At 65.9% G+C, this 18,757-nt stretch carries 13 protein-coding genes; 8 read left to right on the forward strand and 5 right to left on the reverse strand.

The genetic code is table 11. The features are described 5' to 3' along the window. Window positions 1–254: 254 nt before the first annotated feature. The 3 genes from ACIPZG_RS26210 to ACIPZG_RS26220 all read left to right on the forward strand — a co-directional run bounded on the left by ACIPZG_RS26210 (window position 255) and on the right by ACIPZG_RS26220 (window position 7,865). Complete coding sequence (locus ACIPZG_RS26210; protein WP_400718314.1) at window positions 255–2,615, forward strand: DNA polymerase II; 2,361 nt, start codon at window positions 255–257, stop codon at window positions 2,613–2,615. Between the two features lie 77 nt (window positions 2,616–2,692). After that, window positions 2,693–7,123 (forward strand): NEL-type E3 ubiquitin ligase domain-containing protein, encoded by a 4,431-nt coding sequence (locus tag ACIPZG_RS26215; RefSeq protein ID WP_400718316.1) that lies wholly within the window; start codon window positions 2,693–2,695, stop codon window positions 7,121–7,123. Window positions 7,124–7,310: 187 nt separating this feature from the next. Continuing rightward, the gene (locus tag ACIPZG_RS26220; protein ID WP_400718318.1) at window positions 7,311–7,865 is read left to right on the forward strand and encodes a DUF4174 domain-containing protein; all 555 of its coding nucleotides are present in this window, start codon (window positions 7,311–7,313) and stop codon (window positions 7,863–7,865) included. A 13-nt stretch (window positions 7,866–7,878) separates the two neighbouring features. Here the strand turns inward: ACIPZG_RS26220 and ACIPZG_RS26225 are convergent, their stop codons facing one another. The 3 genes from ACIPZG_RS26225 to ACIPZG_RS26235 form a co-directional block, all read right to left on the reverse strand. Then, window positions 7,879–8,370, reverse strand: coding sequence for a DoxX family protein (locus tag ACIPZG_RS26225; RefSeq protein ID WP_400718321.1), 492 nt, complete (start codon window positions 8,368–8,370; stop codon window positions 7,879–7,881). Window positions 8,371–8,577: 207 nt separating this feature from the next. Then, entirely contained in the window at window positions 8,578–9,861 is a 1,284-nt protein-coding gene (locus ACIPZG_RS26230; RefSeq protein WP_400718324.1) for a sensor histidine kinase, read from the reverse strand. Next, window positions 9,858–10,598: a response regulator gene (locus ACIPZG_RS26235; protein ID WP_008092733.1), complete on the reverse strand. Its 741-nt coding sequence runs from the start codon at window positions 10,596–10,598 to the stop codon at window positions 9,858–9,860. Before ACIPZG_RS26235 ends, ACIPZG_RS26230 begins: the two co-directional genes overlap by 4 nt. A 218-nt stretch (window positions 10,599–10,816) precedes the next feature. Between ACIPZG_RS26235 and ACIPZG_RS26240 the strand changes: the two genes are divergently transcribed. Beyond that, complete coding sequence (locus ACIPZG_RS26240; protein ID WP_400718327.1) at window positions 10,817–11,092, forward strand: DUF2790 domain-containing protein; 276 nt, start codon at window positions 10,817–10,819, stop codon at window positions 11,090–11,092. Next, the gene (locus ACIPZG_RS26245; RefSeq protein WP_400718329.1) at window positions 11,082–11,615 is read left to right on the forward strand and encodes a thioredoxin family protein; all 534 of its coding nucleotides are present in this window, start codon (window positions 11,082–11,084) and stop codon (window positions 11,613–11,615) included. Before ACIPZG_RS26240 ends, ACIPZG_RS26245 begins: the two co-directional genes overlap by 11 nt. Window positions 11,616–11,648: 33 nt before the next feature. On the opposite strand, the gene ACIPZG_RS26250 is transcribed toward ACIPZG_RS26245, so the two are convergent. After that, on the reverse strand, window positions 11,649–12,497 hold the full coding sequence (locus ACIPZG_RS26250; RefSeq protein WP_400718331.1) for a shikimate dehydrogenase: 849 nt from the start codon (window positions 12,495–12,497) through the stop codon (window positions 11,649–11,651). Then, the gene (aroQ, locus tag ACIPZG_RS26255) at window positions 12,494–12,943 is read right to left on the reverse strand and encodes a type II 3-dehydroquinate dehydratase (protein WP_400641382.1); all 450 of its coding nucleotides are present in this window, start codon (window positions 12,941–12,943) and stop codon (window positions 12,494–12,496) included. Before aroQ ends, ACIPZG_RS26250 begins: the two co-directional genes overlap by 4 nt. Window positions 12,944–13,144: 201 nt before the next feature. Here aroQ and ACIPZG_RS26260 point away from each other — a divergent pair, with 201 nt between their 5' ends. The 3 genes from ACIPZG_RS26260 to ACIPZG_RS26270 are packed head-to-tail and all read left to right on the forward strand — an operon-like array spanning window position 13,145 to window position 18,747. Continuing rightward, the gene (locus ACIPZG_RS26260; RefSeq protein WP_400718333.1) at window positions 13,145–14,398 is read left to right on the forward strand and encodes a TolC family protein; all 1,254 of its coding nucleotides are present in this window, start codon (window positions 13,145–13,147) and stop codon (window positions 14,396–14,398) included. Next, window positions 14,391–15,593: an efflux RND transporter periplasmic adaptor subunit gene (locus ACIPZG_RS26265; protein ID WP_400718335.1), complete on the forward strand. Its 1,203-nt coding sequence runs from the start codon at window positions 14,391–14,393 to the stop codon at window positions 15,591–15,593. Before ACIPZG_RS26260 ends, ACIPZG_RS26265 begins: the two co-directional genes overlap by 8 nt. A 16-nt stretch (window positions 15,594–15,609) precedes the next feature. After that, window positions 15,610–18,747 carry a CusA/CzcA family heavy metal efflux RND transporter gene (locus ACIPZG_RS26270; protein WP_400718337.1) on the forward strand — a complete coding sequence of 1,046 codons (3,138 nt, stop codon included), beginning with the start codon at window positions 15,610–15,612 and terminating at the stop codon, window positions 18,745–18,747. Window positions 18,748–18,757 lie beyond the last annotated feature (10 nt).

An 18,757-nucleotide genomic window follows, 5' to 3' on the forward strand; every position in this document is an offset into this window, starting at 1 on the left:
GTCTTGCTCCCGGGAGGACCGCGCTGCAGGCCCCATCCTGGGGCCCAGCGCTCGACGGGCATCCATGCCCGTCGCCTCCCTCCGCAAGACCTCCGCTCGGCCTCCTGACGTCGCAATTTGCGGTGACTGAACTTGCGCGCACCAGAAGCAAGAGCAACGGCAAGAGCAAGAGCAAGAGCAAGAGCAAGAGCGAAAGCTAAATGTAGGGCTGGGCGGTAGAATCGGCGCTAATGACGTGATGATTCGAGGTAACCGTGGAATTGCAGCAGGGCTTTGTCCTGACCCGGCACTGGTATGACACGCCCGAAGGCACCTGCGTGGAGTTCTGGCTGGCCACCGACCAAGGACCACAGCGCGTGCGCCTGGCACCCCAGGAGTCCGTCGCCTTCCTGCCCCAGGCGCAGGCCGAACACGCACGCCTGCTACTCACCGGCGAAGCCGGCGCCCAACTCAAACCCCTGCGCCTGCGCGACTTCGAACAACGCCCCATGGTCGGCCTCTACACCCGCCAACACCGCCAGCTCATGCAACTCGAACAACGCATGCGCAGCGCCGGTATCGACGTCTTCGAGGCCGACATCCGCCCCCCAGAACGCTACCTCATGGAGCGCTTCATCACCGCCGCAGTGCAGTTCACCGGCACGCCCGACTCCCACGGCGTGCTCTGCGATGCCCAGCTCAAACCCGCCAGCGACTACCGCCCACCCCTGCGCCTGGTGTCGCTGGACATCGAAACCAGCGAACGCGGCGAGCTCTACAGCATCGCCCTCGAAGGCTGCGGCCAACGCCAGGTGTACATGCTCGGCCCAGCCGCCAACGCCCCCGAAAGCCTCGACTTCGACCTGCACTACTGCCAAGACCGCGCAGCACTGCTGGTGTGCCTCAACCAATGGCTGGCCCAGCACGACCCCGACGCGATCATCGGCTGGAACCTGGTGCAGTTCGACCTGCGCCTGCTGCACGAACACGCCAAGCAACTGCAGGTGCCGCTGGCCCTGGGCCGCGAAGGTGCGCCCATGACCCTGCGTGCCCACGCCAACGGCGGCCACGTGTTCGCCGATGCACCGGGACGCCTGCTGATCGACGGCATCGAAGCGTTGCGCTCAGCAACATGGAGTTTCCCGTCCTTCAGCCTGGAAAATGTCGCCCAGACCTTGCTCGGCGAGGGCAAGGCCATCGACACGCCCTACCAGCGCATGGACGAGATCAACCGCATGTTCGCCGAGGACAAGCCCGCGCTGGCTCGCTACAACCTCAAGGACTGCGAGCTGGTGACACGCATCTTCGCCCACACCCGCTTGCTTGAATTTCTGCTCGAACGCGCCGCCGTCACCGGCCTGGCAGTGGACCGCAGCGGCGGCTCGGTGGCTGCGTTCTGCCATTTGTACATCCCGCACATGCACCGAATGGGGTTTGTCGCCCCCAACCTCGGCAGCCGCCCTGACGAAGCCAGCCCCGGCGGTTTCGTCATGGACTCGCGCCCGGGGCTGTATGACTCGGTGCTGGTGCTGGACTACAAGAGCCTGTACCCGTCGATCATCCGCACCTTCCTGATCGACCCCGTGGGCCTGGTCGAGGGCTTGCGCCAGCCCGATGACGCGCATTCGGTCGAAGGTTTTCGCGGCGGGCGCTTCTCGCGCAGCCAGCATTGCCTGCCCGCTATCGTCGAGCGCGTGTGGCAGGGTAGGGAGGCGGCCAAGCGCGACGGCAACGCGGCCTTGTCGCAGGCGCTGAAGATCATCATGAACGCCTTCTATGGGGTGCTCGGCTCCAGCGGTTGCCGCTTCTTCGACCCGCGCCTGGCATCCTCGATCACCATGCGCGGGCACCAGATCATGCGTCAGACCCGCGCCCTGATCGAAGCGCGTGGCTTCGATGTGATCTACGGCGATACCGACTCCACCTTCGTCTGGCTCAAGGGCGCTCATGACGAGGAGGCCGCCGCCCGTATCGGGCGCGCGCTGGTGGCCGAGGTCAACCAGTGGTGGCGCCAGCAACTGCGCGACACCATGAAACTGGAAAGCGCGCTGGAGCTGCAGTACGAAGTGCATTACCGGCGCTTCCTGATGCCGACCATCCGCGGCACCGACGAGGGCAGCAAGAAACGCTACGCGGGCCTGGTGCAGCGCGCCGATGGCACTGAGGAAATGGTCTACAAAGGCCTCGAGTCGGTGCGCACCGACTGGTCGCCACTGGCCCGCCAGTTCCAGCAGGAACTCTATGGTCGGGTCTTTCGCGGCGAGCCTTATCGCGACTACCTGTGCGAGTACGTGCGGCGCACCCTGGCCGGCGAGCAGGACGAGCTGCTGGTGTACCGCAAGCGCCTGCGTCGGCCATTGGCCGACTACCAGCGCAATGTGCCGCCCCATGTGCGTGCGGCGCGCCTGGCCGACGAATTCAACCAGCGCCTGGGCCGCCCGCTGCAGTACCAGCGCGGCGGCTGGATCAGCTACGTCATCACCACCGCCGGCCCACAGCCGCTGGAGAACCTGCACGCGCAGATCGATTACCAGCATTACCTGAGCCGCCAGCTGCAGCCCGTGGCGGATGCGATCCTGCCCTTCGTCAACGATGACTTCAGCCGCCTCACCGATCGCCAGCTGCTGCTGTTCTGAACAGGTGCTAGATAGCTAATTACCGCTGTTGACCTGCATTGCCTAGCCTCGTGCCGAACCGCACCCAGGAGCTAGCCATGCAGGACAACACCCCTGAAGTCGATACCCTTGCCGTCGCCCAAGCGTATCAGGACCAATTGATCGCCAAGCGCCTGCCGGCCTGGATGAGTTCGCTCAGCGAGGGCGAGTTCAGCGTGCTGAGCGAGGCATTGCGAAAACTCGTGCACCTGCGTCAGACGTTGGCCGTCGCCTTTGCACGGGTGCGCCGTATCGACGACTTTGCCAGGCCCTTGCTGCAGCAGGCGCTCGACCGCCATGGACGGCTTGAGGTCGAAAAGCTCTACTTTCGCCGCTGGTATCACTACATCTCTCCAACGGCCGGCTTCGTGGCCGGGCGCTTGCCCGTGCAGGACAGCGACTACTACGACCTGCCGTTGCTGGAAGCGGCGCTTTACAACTTCACTGAACAGGAACGCAGCGAGCAGCCCGCGCGCAATGCCGTGGTCGACACCCGAGGCGTTGCCCAGGCCGGCCTGTCCGCGCTGGCCTTTGCCGGGCTGTGTCGTGACCTGGACCTGGGGCAGCAGTATCAGCGTCACCTGGATTCGGTCTTGCTTGAAGACAACGGCGAGCAGGGCGTCCAGGCATTGCTGGCGCAGTTGCAGCGCTACGGCATGCTGGCCGATGCCGTCAAGGCCCGGGCGCAAGGTGTGCTGAGCACGGACGAGCTGCAGCTGGTGACGCAGCTATGCCGCGAAGACCGCCTGGGCCGGCTGCACGGGGCTCCCGTGAACGCCCGGCAACTCAAGCTGTTCGGCTGCGCCTTGCAGCGCATCGTGGTGCTGGATGTGATCGATGTGGGGGTGATCTACAACAGCTCCAGGCGCGTGCTGGTGTATGTGCCGGGCGACCCGCAGGGTGCCTGGAGCGCCCGTGACGACCTCGACGACTACGCGCGCCGAGTGCTCGGCATGCGCCTGCGTGACCCGGCCTACCGGCGCTTTTTCAGCCGTTTCGTGCGCCGCCGGGACAGCCAGCAGCTGTTCGCCGCGGTGGGCGAGCGCCTCGATGATGTGGCCGACTGGGCTACCCGCAGCCTCGATGAGCAGACCACCGGCTACCCGCCGACCTTGTTCGACCACCTGGCCGCTGCCTGGATCGCCCAGATCAAGGACGATGCCGCGATGATCGCGCCGCCCGTGGCCGAGCTCGACCGCCAGGCCCAGCAAGAGCACGACATACGCCTGCGCGCCGAGGGCTGGACACTGCTGGTGGTGGCCGGGCTGTACCTGCCGGCGATTGGCGCGGTGCTGGCGGCAGTGATGGCCTACGAGTTGCTGGAGGAAACCTATCAGGCCATCGCCGACTGGCACGACGACGAGCGCGATGCGGCTCTTGAACACATGCTCAGCGTAGGCAAAGGCATTGCCATGCTCGGCGCGACCGCCGCCACCGTCACCGTCGCCCGCCGCGCCTGGAGCCAGGTGGATGAGTTGATCACGGCGCGGCTGGAGGACGGCAGTGAAAAGCTGTGGAACGGCGACCTGCGGCCCTACCGCAGCGACGGCCCACCGGGCACCGCCGTGAGGGACGAGCTGGGTATCTATCGGCAGGGCGAACGCTGCTGGGTCGAGATGCAAGGGGTGTGGTATAGGGTTCGCCAAACCAGTCTCGGCGAGCCCTGGCAACTGGACACCTACCGCGGGCATGGGCCGCAGTTGCGTCACAACGGTGCAGGTGCTTGGCGGCTATGGCATGAGCAACCCGCACAGTGGGCCGACACGCACCTGCTGTTTCGCCGTCTGGGCAGGCCCTACAGTGAACTGGATGACCCTCAGGTCGACCAGGTCATGGCCATTCATGGCCTGGAGGCCGACCACCTGCGGGCCTGGCACGTGTATGGCCGGCGTGCCGAAGCCGGTGTCGCCGACACGGTGATACGGCTGTTGCTGGCCAGCCGCATCCAGAGCCTGGGGCGGCAGCTGCGCAGCGGCCAGGCGATTGCCGACACGGCGCTGCTGGCGCACGCCAGGGGGCTGCCCGGCGCGGCCGGCAAAGAAGGCCAGGCGTTGGCCGATGTGGTCTGGAGCCTGCGCCGCGAGTTCTTGCAACAACGCTATGACGCGCAACTGCCCGACACCGAGGCGAGCCTGGTATTGCGCAGGCGCTTCACCAGCCTGCACCGGCTGGCGGCCGATGAAGTGCTGCGCACGGCCAGCGAGGACGAACGTGAAGCCTTGCTCAAGACCCAGCAGGTGCCGCTGTTCATGGCCCAGGCCGCCAGGGTGCAGGTGACGGGCATTCGCCTTGCACGGGTGTATGAGGCCCTGGCCTTCGACACGCCGCAGAATCTCGACCTGGCGCGGGTTGTACTGCAGCTGCTCGCGCGCCTGCCTGGGGCCAGCCTGGGGCCGAGCTGGAGGCTGTTCGACGGTGATGCCAGCCAGCCTTTGCTGACGACCGAGGGCCGTGCCGGAGCGTTCGACCTCATCCACCGTCAAGGCACATTCAGCCGCCACGGCGCAGGCGATGGCCCCTTGGCCGAGGTGGGCGAGCTGTTCGATGTGGTGGCTCAGGCCTACACCCCTGAACAGCGTGCAGCAACCGGCCTGGGCGAGCCTTTTGCGGCGGCTTTGCGGGCGCACCTGTCGGCAGAAGCGAATGGCCTGCGCGACACCCTCATGGGTTGGCTTGGCCTGGACCGGCCCAATCGCTCGTTCCTCGCCCCTCAGCGCTTCGCCGACGGCAGGATCGGTTACCCGTTGAGCGGCGGCAGGTTCTGGGCGACCCTCGGTGGGCGTAGCCCACGGGCCTTGCAGGCCAGGCTGCGAGACCTCTACCCGGCCTTCAGCGACGAGCAGATCGGCCGCTGGCTGCAGCGCCAGGATGCGCTGTTGCAGCTTGAAGCCCTGGAGCAGCAGTACAACGCCCTGCGCAGCCACCTGAACCAGTGGGTGCGCGGCGCCTTCCCCTCGCTCGAACTGTTCGCCCGTCGTGAATTGCGCAAGGGCCTGATCGATTGCTGGCGCTGGCTGATCCCGGAACTGGGCAACGATGCGGTGGACCAGTTGCACTACATCTTCAGCCATATCGGCGGGCGCATACAGCACCTGCCGAGCTTGCCCGAATCGGTCAGTTTTCCGCATGTATCGGTCATCGCGCTGCGTGCCATGCGCCTTGAGACCCTGCCTGATGACTTCCTGCAGGCTTTCCCCAACCTGCGCAGCCTGGAAATCACTCATTGCCGTCTGCGGCGCCTGCCGCTGCCGCAGGCGCTGGCCGCGCAACTGGAAGTGCTCGACCTTTCGGGCAACCAGATTGCGCTGGATGAAGGGCAGGCATTGGTGCTGGCCAGCTGCAGTTCGCTGGTGTACCTGAACCTGGCGTCAAACCCGCTGGCCAGGAGCTTTTCGATCTTCGGCATGCCCCGGCTCAATGCCCTGTACCTGCAGGGCACCAGGCTCGCCGACTTCCCCTATGGGGTGATGGACAGCCCTGAGCTGCACACCCTCGACCTGCGCGACAACTACCTTTACGAACTGCCCGAGGGCTTCCATGAGTCGCAGCTGTGGCGCGTGGGGCGGGTCAACCTGGCCGGCAACCTGTTCGCCGCCGGGCCAGAAGCCGTCAGCATCTGGCACTGGCTGGAGGAGAGCCGTGTGCCGTATCGCCTGCGCTGGCTGGACGTGGCTCCCCCCGGCCGGCGCGACGACCTGGCCGCACTGTGGACGCAGCTGGAAGCCGATCAGGGGGCAAGGGAGTTGTTCAATACCCTGTCGGCGCTGACCTCATCGGGCAACTTCAAGTCGTTCCCGCTGGCCAGGAATTTTGCCGCACGCCTGCTGGACATGTTCGAGTTCATGGTCAGGGATGACGTGCTCAGACACGAACTGTTCGAGCACGCGGCGGTGACCGATTGCCAGGACAACGCCACCGTACGCTTCACCGACCTGGAGTTGCGCGTGCTGCTGTGGCGTGCGCGCCACGGTGAGCTGGCCCAGCACCCCGAGCGCGCACTGTTGCACCTGGGCGGGCAGCTCTGGCGCATGCAGGTGCTGGACCAGCTGGCGGCAGAGCATGCCTTGAACGTGGGGGCGAGCAGCGAGTCGATCGAGTTCGCGCTGGCCTACCGGATCGCCTTGCGTGTGAAGCTGGACCTGCCGGTGCAGCAGGACGACATGCTGTATGCCGGCATCCCCAGCCTCAGGCCGCATGACATCCTGCGCGCCGAGCGTGCCGTGATCGCCGCGCAGTCGCGGGACAGCCTGGCGCAATTCCTCTCGCGCCAAGCGTTCTGGCAGGATTACCTGAACGCCAGTTTCAAGGCTCGCCTGAAGGTGCCGCAGGATATCCATGACGAGCTGGAACGGCTGATGGAGCTGGGCAACATGGAGAGCGAGATCGCGCTGTTGCATATCCATACCCAGCAACGCGAACACGAGGTGATGCTGCAACTGACCCGTGAGGCCATGGGCCGGGCGCACACCATAACGTTAAGCGATAGCTGACCCCTGGCGGCTTTGAACTATGCTCTAACAGGGCGGTGATGTTTCCGGAGATGTCACAGCCCGCTCATGGTAATCGGAAGTTACTTTTGTGCCGCGCACGCCCCCAGGCAACTGGTTTAGGCTCCTGCGTCGGATCTTTCTCCATGATCTGTAGTCTTTGGTTTATCGAGAGAATAAGGAGATACGCATGCTCGTCCGGTCACTGACCCTCGCCACCTTGCTTGCCGTCGCTGGCCCTCTGTTTGCCGCCGACAGTGACGCACCCCTGGCCAAGGAACTGGGCAAGGCCAGGCCGTTGGTCGTCATTGCTCCGAGCAGCGCGGACCCCACGCTGCGCGGCCTCAACGACGCACTCAAGGACCCGGCCACCCAGGCCGCTTTCAAGGAGCGCGGGCTGGTGGTGTACAGCGTCGCCAACATGATGGGCAAGCGCGAGGACAAGAACCTCGAACAGCAGACCACCATGGCCTTGATCCGCGAGCTCAAGCTGGGTGCCAGCAAGGGCACCAAGGTGATCCTGGTGGGCAAGGATGGCGAGCGGCACGTACTCAAGGATGACGACACGGGCGAGAAGATCGACCCCCAGGCCATCCTCAAGGCAGTCGACGAGCTGCCGGCCACCGAGAAGGCGATGTCTGCACCTGAGCCGGTGGCGGCGGCTGTCCCCGAGCCAAAGGCCAAGGACAGCAAACCCGCCAAGCCGGCCAAACCTGCAGCGCCCCCCAAACCGCTCGAAGATTGACCGCAGCGGCGTATCAGCGGGTCAGCACACGGGACCTGAGCCAGTGGTCCAGGCTCAGTCGCCCCGATCCTTTGAGCAGCAAGGGCAGCAGTGCCACCAGGTAGATCAGCGGCAGTTTGAAGTTGCCGAAGCCTCGGTCGGTAATGGCGTATCCCTGCGCCAGTTCCGTCAGGCTCGACCAATGCACTGGCCAGTGCACGGCGGCGATGGCCACCACGGTGACCACCATCAGCCCCGCTGCGGCCAGCCGCGTGCCCAGGCCCAGCAACAGTAGCAAAGGCAGCACCAGCTCGGCCCACATCGACAGCTGCCAGTTCAGCTCCGGCGGCAGTGCGCTGAAGGGGAACGGGAAGCTGGACTGCAGGTCACTGAACCAGTTGCTGCCATTGAATTTCTCAACGCCCGACTCGAAGAACTCCCAGGCCAGGAACAGCCGTAGCGGCAGGTCGGCGCTCCAGTTGCCGGCGCGGTCGAGGGTGGTGAAGGTGCGGGTGAGGGTGATCATGGAGTGTCTCCCGGTGTGAAGGTGTGTGGCCGGGAGTGTGCGGGGAAGGGGTATCTGCAGTGTGTCGAAGGGGGTGGGGTTGTGTATCCGACTGTAATGATTGGGTGTACCGGAGGGCCCTATCGCCGGCAAGCCGGCTCCCACAGTTGAGGCTTGCGCAGTACCTGTGGGAGCCGGCTTGCCGGCGATAGCGTCATCAGCCTTTCATCACAACTCGATCTGTGCGCAAAGCCCGCCACTCTGGCGATTGCTCAAGGTCAACTGCCCGCCCATGGCCTGGATCAGTTGCTGGGCAATCGCCAGCCCCAACCCCGTGCCACCGGTACTGCGATTACGCGAACTCTCTACCCGATAGAACGGCTTGAGCACCTCGCCCAGTTCTTCAGCCGGAATCCCCGGGCCGTCGTCGAGCACTCGGATCACGGTATGCCCTTGCTCGCGGCTCACCTCCAGCTGAGCCTTGCCGGCAAACTTCAAGGCATTGTCCACCAGGTTGACCAGCACCCGGCGCAGGGCATGCGGGCGGGTTTCCAGCAGGCTATCGGTGCTGCCTTGGCGTTCCACCTGGGCGCCGCTGTCCTGGTAATCGAACACCAGGCTGTCGAGGAAGGCGTCGAGGTTGATCCGGCACGGCGGCTCGGTGTTGATGTCCATGCTGCGGGCATAGGCTACGCCTTCGCGCACCAGGTGCTCCATGGCATCCAGGTCATGCCACAGCTTGTCTTTCTCGACCCCTTCGTCCATCACCTCGACGCGCAGCTTCATGCGCGTGATCGGGGTCTGCAGGTCGTGGGAAATCGCCGCCAGCAGCTGCATGCGCTCCTTGAGGTAAGCGGCGATACGCGCCTGCAGGGCATTGAAGGCGACGGCCGCATACTTCACTTCGCGGGGGCCGCTTTCGTCCAGGCGCACACCGGGCTTGTCCGGGTCGAGGGTGTCCAGCGCCTGCACCAGGCGCGTCAGCGGGCCAATGGCCAGGCGCACCGCCAGCCAGGTACAGAACAGCAGCACGGCCAGCTGGATCAGCAGCACCAGCGGCAGCCAGCGCGCGACCGGCACCGGCGAAGGGGTGACATCGATGGTCAGCGGTGCCCCATCGGTCAGGCGCAAGTGCGCCTGGAAGTGCGCGTTGGGGCCCGGAATATCCTGGAAGGTGAGGGGGTAGCGGTCGCCGATGGCCTTGACGATCGATTCGGCGGCCATTGGCGGTTCGCTGCTCGGCATCGCTTGCCCCGGCAGCCCCTGGTCCAGCCGGTAGCGGTAGGTACGCCGTTCCAGGCGCGGCAGCCAGGCGGCCCGTTCGGCCGCCGGCAGGCGATCGAGAATGGCCACCGAAGTGGCGACATCCTGCTCAAGGTTGCTGAGCATCATCGAGCGGCTGCTGATGTAGCGCTCATAGGCCTGCAGGCTGAACGACAGCCCGTAGGCCAGCACCAGCCCGGTGAAGAAGATCAGTGCCAGGCGCGAAGCCAGGGTGCGTGGCCATTTCATGAGGGCGACTCGAGCAATTGCACGGGCAGCGAGAACACATAGCCCTCGCTGCGCACGGTCTTGATGCAACTCGGCTCACGGGCGTCGTCACCCAGGCGCTGGCGCAGGCGGCTGACCAGCAGGTCGATGGAGCGGTCGAAGATGTCCGCCTCGCGGCCCTGGGTCAGGTTGAGCAGTTGCTCGCGGCTGAGCACCCGCTGCGGGTGGTCGAGAAATACCCGCAGCAGGCGGTACTCGGCACCGCTCAGGGCCACCAGGGTGCCTTCGCTGTCGAGCAGGTGGCGCGCGGTGGTGTCCAGGCGCCACTGGCCAAAGCCCAGCAGGCGGCTGCTTTCGCTGATGGTCAGGTTGGGCGGCAGCATGCGCGTGCGGCGCAGCACGGCATTGATGCGGGCCAGCAGTTCGCGGGCGGAAAAGGGCTTGGTCAGGTAGTCGTCGGCGCCCATTTCCAGGCCGATGATGCGGTCGGTCTCGTCGTTGCGCGCGGTCAGCATCAGCACCGGCGTGTTGCGATGCTTGCCGGCGCGCAGCTCGCGGCACAGCAGCAGGCCGTCGTCGCCCGGCATCATGATGTCGAGCACCACCAGGTCGACGCTGTTGGCTTCGAGGAACGCGCGCATCTGCCTGCCGTCGGCGACGATGCTGGTGCGCAGGCCGTTCTTTTTCAGGTAATTGCCGACCAGCTCGCGGATTTCGCGGTCGTCGTCGACGATCAGGATGTGATCGACATGTTCCATCGCAGGCGTCCTGTGCAAGGGCAGTGGGGCGCAGTGTACCGAGGGCACTCGCGCTTGCCTGCCGGGGTTTGTATTGCAGTGTATCTGCCCTTGGCACAGATACAGGAGGAAGCACATCACCGGTACAAACGACACATACGAGATACCTGGCAGGCGTGAAATGGCTCTCGACCGGGGAGCATCACTCCCCACCGCTCGAAGATGCCAGGAGAAATGCCATGAACGTAAAGACTTTTGCCCGTGCCAGCCTGATCGCCGTACTCGGTTTCGGCGCCATCGCCGCTCAGGCGGCCACCGCGCCGATGAACAATGACGGCGTCATGCAGTACCGCTACGGTGATCACCTGGACATCAAGAAAGTGCTGTCGGTCAAAGATGACCAGAGCAACGCCTGTGGCCCGGTCAACACGCGCATGAACTACATCGACTCCAAAGGCCAGCACGAGAGTGTGGAATACCGCACCTACGCCACCGGCGGTTGCCATGACAATTGATCGTCGGCTGTTGAAGGCGGGCGGCGTGGCCTTGGCGTTGGTGGGCCTTGGCCTGGCCGGCCAGCTGCTGGCACGCGACAGCTATGGCGCCATGCCGTCGCTGGCGGGCGCCAGCCAGTGGCTGAACTCGCCGCCGCTGGACGCCCCCGCGCTCAAGGGCAAGGTGGTGCTGGTGGATTTCTGGACATGGGACTGCATCAACTGCCAGCGCAGCCTGCCGCACGTCAATGATTGGGCCCGGCGCTACGCCGACCAGGGGCTGGTGGTGGTGGGGGTGCATACCCCGGAGTACGACTACGAACATGACGTCGGGCAATTGAAGCGCAAGGTGGCCAGCCTGGGTATCGGATATCCGGTGGCGGTGGACAATGACCATCAGGTGTGGAATGCGTGGGGGAACCAGTTCTGGCCGGCGCATTACTTTGTCGATCGCCAGGGACAGGTGCGGCATGTGCATTTTGGCGAGGGGGATTATGACGGGCAGGAGAAGGTGATACAGGCGTTGTTGGATGAGAAAGGGTGATTTGTCTGTGCTGGCCCTATCGCCGGCACGGATTCAGGTGAAACTGGCAAAATGCGCCTGCATCCGCCGCGCATCCGCCTCCCGCCCACTGAACAGCTCAAACGCCTTCACCGCCTGAAACACCGCCATGTTGCTGCCATCCAGGGTACGGCAACCCAACGCCCGTGCCGCCCGCAGCAATTCGGTCTCCAGCGGGAAATAGATGATCTCCGCCACCCACAGCCGCGCATGCAGCCATTCGACCGGCAACGGCGTGCCCGGCAGCTTGGCCATGCCCACCGGCGTGGTATTCACCAACCCATCCGCCGCCGCCAACTCACCCGCCAGGTCACTGCCGATCACCGCTCGGCCGGCGCCGAAACGCTGGTTCAGGTTGTCCACCAGCGCCTGCGCCCGCGCCGGGTCCACTTCGAACAGCACCAGCCTTCCGACACCTTCACCCAGCAGCGCATGGGCCACCGCGGAGCCTGCACCGCCGGCACCCAGCTGCACCACCTGGCGTCGTGTCACATCCGGCAGGCCACGGCGCAAGCCTTCGGCAAAGCCCAGGCAGTCGGTGTTGTGGCCGACCCGCTTGCCGTCCTTGAGCACCACGGTGTTCACCGCGCCGATACCGCGTGCCTCGTCCGACAGCTCGTCGAGCAGGGGCAGGATCGCCTGCTTGAACGGGTAGGTGATATTCAGCCCGGTGAAGCCGGTGCGCTGCGCGGCGTCGAGCAACTGGGGCAGGGCGCTGTCATCGAGCTGCAGCTGGTCGGCGTCGATCAAGCGGTAGAGGTAGCGCAGCGCCTGTGCATCGCCCTCGTGCTCGTGCAGGGCGGGGGTGCGCGACAGCTGGATGCCACGGCCGATCAAGCCGGCAAGGATGGTGGGCTGGGTCATGCGGCGTGCTCCTGCAACAGCTCGGCGAAATGGCTGAGGGCCATGCGGTAGCCCTGGCTGCCGAGGCCGCAGATCACGCCAATGGCGATCGACGAGACGAACGACAGGTGGCGGAAGGGTTCGCGCTTGTGCACGTTGGACAGGTGCACTTCGATCACCGGCAGTTCACTGGCCACCAGCGCATCGCGGATCGCCACCGAGGTGTGGGTCCAGGCGCCGGGATTGATCAGGATGCCCGCGCAGCGGCCGCGCGCGGCGTGGATCCAGTCGATCAGTTCGCCTTCGTGGTTGGTCTGGCGGAACTCGATCTGCAGGCCCTGTGCCTGGGCCGTGTCGGCGCAGCCCTGGGCCAGGTCGGCGAGGGTTTCATGGCCGTACTGGGTGGGTTCGCGGGTGCCCAGCATGTTCAGGTTAGGGCCGTTGAGCACAAGAATAAGGGGCTTCATGGCAACATCACTTTGTTGTTTTTGGATGTGCCTATGTTTGTACTACCCGGTTAGTTTCGTCAATCGGACCCGTCCGGTAAGTGGGCGATTATCGAACCCAGGCAAAAGCCAGATGACAGAATTGTAATGTCCCAGCCACCGCCCCGATAACCACGCCTCCCTACAGTCCTGCGGCAACGCTCGCCGACGAGGACTTTTAAAGTGCCCATCCCCCGCAAGATCGCCGTGCTCTGCCTGCTGCTCGCGGCCACCGCCAGCGCCCAGGCCGGGCAGGGCTTGAGCCTGCCAGAAGCGCTGTCTGCCGCCTTTGCCAACAACCCCGAGCTGGCGGCCGCCGGCCGCGAGATCGGCATCGCCGAAGGCGAACGGCGCCAGGCCGGGCTGATCCCCAACCCGGAGCTGTCCTGGGAGGTCGAAGACACCCGCCGCGACACCAGCACCACCACGGTCACCCTCAGCCAGGCGCTGGAGCTCGGTGGCAAGCGCGGTGCGCGCATCGCCGTGGCCAGCAGCGGCCAGACCATTGCCCAGCTCGACCTGCAACGCCAACGCAACGGCTTGCGCGCCGACGTGGTCCAGGCCTTCCATACCGCCTTGCGCGCGCAGACGGCGGTGGAGCTGGCGCAGCAGTCGCAGGCGCTGACCGCGCGCGGCCTGAAAGTGGTGCAGGGGCGTGTGACCGCCGGCCAGTCCTCCCCGGTGGAAGCCACTCGCGCGCAGGTTCAACTGGCCCAGGCACAGGCTGAGGTTCGCCGCGCCGAAACCCAGCGCACGGTGGCCTTCCAGGCCCTGGCGCGGCTGACCGGCAGCCCGCTGGCGGCGTTCCGGGAGGTTCAGGCCGCCGACCTTTCCCCAGGCGCGGCCCCCAGCACAGACGCCTTGCTCGCCCAGCTCGAACAGACCGCCGAATGGCGACTGGCCGCCGCCCAGATCGAACGTGGCGACGCGTCGCTGGGCTCTGCGAAGGCCCAGCGCATCCCCGACCTGACCGTCAGCCTCGGCAGCCAGTACAGCCGCGAAGACCGCGAGCGGGTCAACGTGGTCGGGCTGTCCATGCCCTTGCCACTGTTCGACCGCAACCAGGGCAATGTACTGGCCGCCGCGCGCCGCGCCGACCAGGCCCGTGACCTGCGCAATGCCGTGGAGTTGCGCCTGCGCAGCGAAACCCGCAGCGCCGTCAGCCAGTGGCGCACGGCGCTGCAGGACGTGGAGGACTACGACCGCACCATCCTGCCGTCGGCGCAGCAGGCCGTGGACACCGCCACCCGTGGTTTCGAAATGGGCAAGTTCGCCTTCCTCGATGTGCTCGATGCCCAGCGCACGCTGATCGAGGCGCGCGCGCTGTACCTGGAGGCACTGGCTTCGGCGACCGATGCGCGAGCGCAGGTCGAGCGCATCTATGGCGACGTAGCGGCTTTGAGCAATACAACGATCAGCAGGAGCAACCATGAATAACCCACGCAAGCTCGCCCTCCTGGCGGCTGCCGTCGCCGTGCTCGGCTTCGGCGGCCTGGCCTGGACCGGCAACCTCGGCCAGGGCAAGCACGATGACCACGCCGAAGACAGCCATGAGCACGCCGAAGACAGCCATGCCCATGGCGAAGCGAGCGCCCAGGCGCACCAGGAAGAAGAGGGCAAGGTTCACCTGTCCGACACCCAGATCGAAGCGGCCGGCATCCAGCTGGCGGCTGCGGCCCCGGCCGAGATGAGCAGCGCCATCAGCTTCCCCGGCGAGATCCGTTTCGATGAAGACCACACCGCCCACGTGGTGCCCCGCGTGCCTGGCGTGGTCGAGTCGGTGCAGGCCAACCTGGGCCAGGCGGTCAAGCGCGGCCAGGTGCTGGCGGTGATTGCCAGCCAGCAGATCTCCGACCTGCGCAGCGAGCAGCTGGCCGCCCAGCGCCGCCTGGAGCTGGCTCGGCTCACCTTCGAGCGTGAGCGACAGCTGTGGCAGGAACGCATCAGTGCCGAACAGGACTACCTGCAGGCCCGTCAGGCGCTGCAGGAAGCCGAAATCGCCATGGCCAATGCCCGGCAGAAGGTCGCCGCAGTGGGCCCGGCCGGCAGCGGCAACCGCTACGAGTTGCGCGCGCCGTTCGACGCGGTGGTGGTGGAAAAGCACCTGACCGTGGGTGAGGTGGTCGATGAGACCAGCAACGCCTTCACCCTGTCCGACCTGAGCCGGGTCTGGGCCACCTTCGCCGTCGCGCCGCGCGACCTGGCCAAGGTCACCACAGGGCGCAGCGTGATCGTCAGCGCGCCGGACCTGGGCGCCCAGGTTGAGGGCCAGATCAACTACGTCGGCAGCCTGCTCGGCGAGCAGAACCGCGCCGCCACCGCCCGCGCCACCCTGGCCAACCCGGACGGCGCCTGGCGCCCTGGGTTGTTCGTCTCCATCGCGGTCAGCACCGAGCGCGTCAACGCCGCCGTGGTGGTGCCGCAAAGCGCGTTGCAGAGCTGGGAGGATCAGACCGTGGTGTTCGCCCGTACCGAGGAAGGCTTCGAGGCGCGCCCCGTGCAGACCGGCCGTCGCCACGCCGGCCAGGTAGAGATCACCGCCGGCCTGGACGCCGGTACCCAGGTGGCTGCCGTAGGCAGCTTCGTCCTCAAGTCGGAGCTTGGCAAAGGCTCCGCCGAGCACAGCCATTGATTGCGGGGACGCTTGCATGTTCGAACGCCTGATCCAATTCGCCATCGAGCAACGCCTGGTGGTGATGCTCGCCGTGGTGCTGATGGCGGCCGTGGGTATCCACAGCTACCAGAAACTGCCCATCGACGCGGTGCCCGACATCACCAACGTCCAGGTGCAGATCAACACCGCTGCACCCGGCTACTCGCCGCTGGAAACCGAACAGCGCATCACCTACGCCATCGAGACCGCCATGGCCGGCCTGCCGGGGCTCAAGCAGACCCGCTCGCTGTCGCGCTCCGGGCTGTCCCAGGTAACGGTGATCTTCGATGACGGCACCGATCTGTTCTTCGCCCGCCAACTGGTCAACGAACGCCTGCAGGTCGCCCGGGCGCAGTTGCCCGAAGGCATCGAGTCCAGCATGGGGCCGATTTCCACCGGCCTTGGGGAAATATTCCTGTGGACGGTCGAGGCCGAGGAGGGCGCGCTCAAGGATGACGGCACACCGTACACGGCCACCGACCTGCGCGAAATCCAGGACTGGATCATCAAGCCGCAGCTGCGCAACGTGCCAGGGGTGGCCGAGGTCAACAGCATCGGCGGCCATGCCAAGCAGTACCTGATCGCCCCGGAGCCCAAGCGCTTGGCGGCCTACAAGCTGACCCTCAACGACTTGATCGGCGCCCTTGAACGCAACAACGCCAACGTCGGCGCGGGCTACATCGAGCGCAACGGCGAGCAATTGCTGATCCGCGCGCCGGGGCAGGTGGCCACGGCCGAGGACATTGCCAACATCGTCATCTCCACGGCCGATGGCACGCCGATTCGCGTCAGCCATGTCGCCCAGGTCGGCCTGGGCCAGGAGCTGCGCTCGGGCGCTGCCACCGAGAACGGTCGCGAGGTGGTGCTGGGTACGGTGTTCATGTTGATCGGCGAGAACAGCCGCACGGTGTCCCAGGCGGTGGCGGCCAAGTTGGTGGACATCAACCGCAACCTGCCCAAAGGGGTGGTGGCGGTGACGGTGTACGACCGCACCCACCTGGTCGAGAAGGCCATCGCCACGGTCAAGAAGAACCTGGTCGAAGGCGCGATCCTGGTGATTGCCGTGCTGTTCCTGTTCCTCGGCAATATCCGCGCGGCGCTGATCACCGCCATGGTCATCCCGCTGTCGATGCTGTTCACCTTCACCGGCATGTTCAGCAACAAGGTCAGCGCCAACCTGATGAGCCTTGGCGCGCTCGATTTCGGCATCATCGTCGACGGTGCGGTGGTGATCGTCGAGAACGCCATCCGCCGCCTGGCCCATGCCCAGCAGCGCCATGGCCGCATGCTGACCCGCAGCGAGCGCTTCCACGAGGTGTTCGCTGCGGCCCGCGAGGCTCGCCGGCCGCTGATCTACGGCCAGTTGATCATCATGGTGGTGTACCTGCCGATCTTTGCCCTGACGGGTGTCGAGGGCAAGATGTTCCACCCCATGGCCTTCACCGTGGTGATTGCGCTGCTGGGCGCCATGATCCTGTCGGTGACCTTCGTGCCCGCGGCCATCGCGCTGTTCGTCACCGGCAAGGTCAAGGAAGAGGAAGGCCTGGTGATGCGTACCGCGCGCCAGCGCTATGCCCCGGTACTGGCCTGGGTGCTGGGCCGGCGCAAGCTGGCCTTCAGCGCGGCGGCCGTGCTGGTGGTGTTGTCCGGGGTCATGGCCAGCCGCATGGGCAGCGAGTTCATCCCCAGCCTCAGCGAGGGTGACTTTGCCCTGCAGTCCCTGCGGGTTCCGGGCACCAGCCTGTCGCAGTCGGTGGACATGCAGCAGCGTCTGGAGCAGGCGATCATCACCCAGGTGCCGGAAGTGCAGCGGGTGTTTGCCCGCACCGGCACGGCCGAGATCGCCTCCGACCCGATGCCGCCGAACATCTCTGACGCCTACGTGATGTTGCGCCCGCAAGAGCAGTGGTCGGACCCGGGCAAGTCGCGTGAAGTGCTGATCGCCGAAGTGCAGCGCGCGGCCGCCAGTGTGCCGGGCAGCAACCACGAGTTGTCGCAACCGATCCAGCTGCGCTTCAACGAGCTGATTTCCGGCGTGCGCAGTGATGTGGCCGTCAAGCTGTTCGGTGACGACATGGACGTGCTCAACCGCACCGCCGCGCAAATCGCCAGCAGCCTGCAGCAAGTGCCGGGCGCCTCGGAAGTGAAGGTCGAGCAGACCAGCGGCCTGCCGGTGCTGACCATCGATATCGACCGCGACAAGGCTGCCCGATATGGCCTCAATGTCGGCGACGTGCAGGACGCCATCGCCATTGCCGTTGGCGGTCGCACGGCGGGCACGCTGTACCAGGGCGACCGCCGCTTCGACATGGTCGTGCGCCTGCCCGAGGCGTTGCGCACCGATGTCGATGGCCTGTCCAGCCTGCTGATCCCGGTGCCTGCGAGCGCCTCCGCCGGGGCCGCGCAAATCGGTTTCATCCCGTTGGCGCAAGTTGCCACGCTGAACCTGCAACTGGGGCCGAACCAGGTCAGCCGCGAGGATGGCAAGCGGGTGGTGGTGGTCAGTGCCAACGTGCGCGGGCGTGACCTGGGCTCGTTCGTCGAGCAGGCCGAGCTGGCGTTGCGCGAGCAAGTGGCGATTCCGCCCGGCTACTGGACCCGTTGGGGCGGCCAGTTCGAACAGTTGCAGTCGGCGGCCGAGCGCCTGCAGGTGGTGGTGCCGGTGGCGTTGCTGTTGGTCATGGCGCTGCTGCTGATGATGTTCAACAACCTCAAGGATGGTCTGCTGGTGTTCACGGGCATTCCCTTCGCCTTGACCGGCGGGGTGCTGGCGCTGTGGCTGCGTGACATTCCACTGTCGATTTCCGCGGGGGTGGGCTTTATCGCCTTGTCCGGGGTGGCGGTGCTCAATGGCCTGGTGATGATTGCCTTTATTCGTAGCCTGCGTGAGGAGGGACGCAGCTTGCGGGTGGCGGTCGAGGAGGGGGCGCTGACGCGCTTGCGGCCGGTGCTGATGACCGCCTTGGTGGCGTCACTGGGGTTCATCCCGATGGCCTTGGCCACCGGTACCGGTGCCGAAGTGCAGCGGCCGCTGGCGACGGTGGTGATTGGTGGGATCCTGTCGTCGACGGCGTTGACCTTGCTGGTGTTGCCGGCGCTGTACCAGTGGGCGTATCGGCGCGAGGAGGTGTGAAGCAGGGGCC

The organism is Pseudomonas sp. NPDC089395, from assembly GCF_044749525.1.
GTDB lineage: Bacteria > Pseudomonadota > Gammaproteobacteria > Pseudomonadales > Pseudomonadaceae > Aquipseudomonas.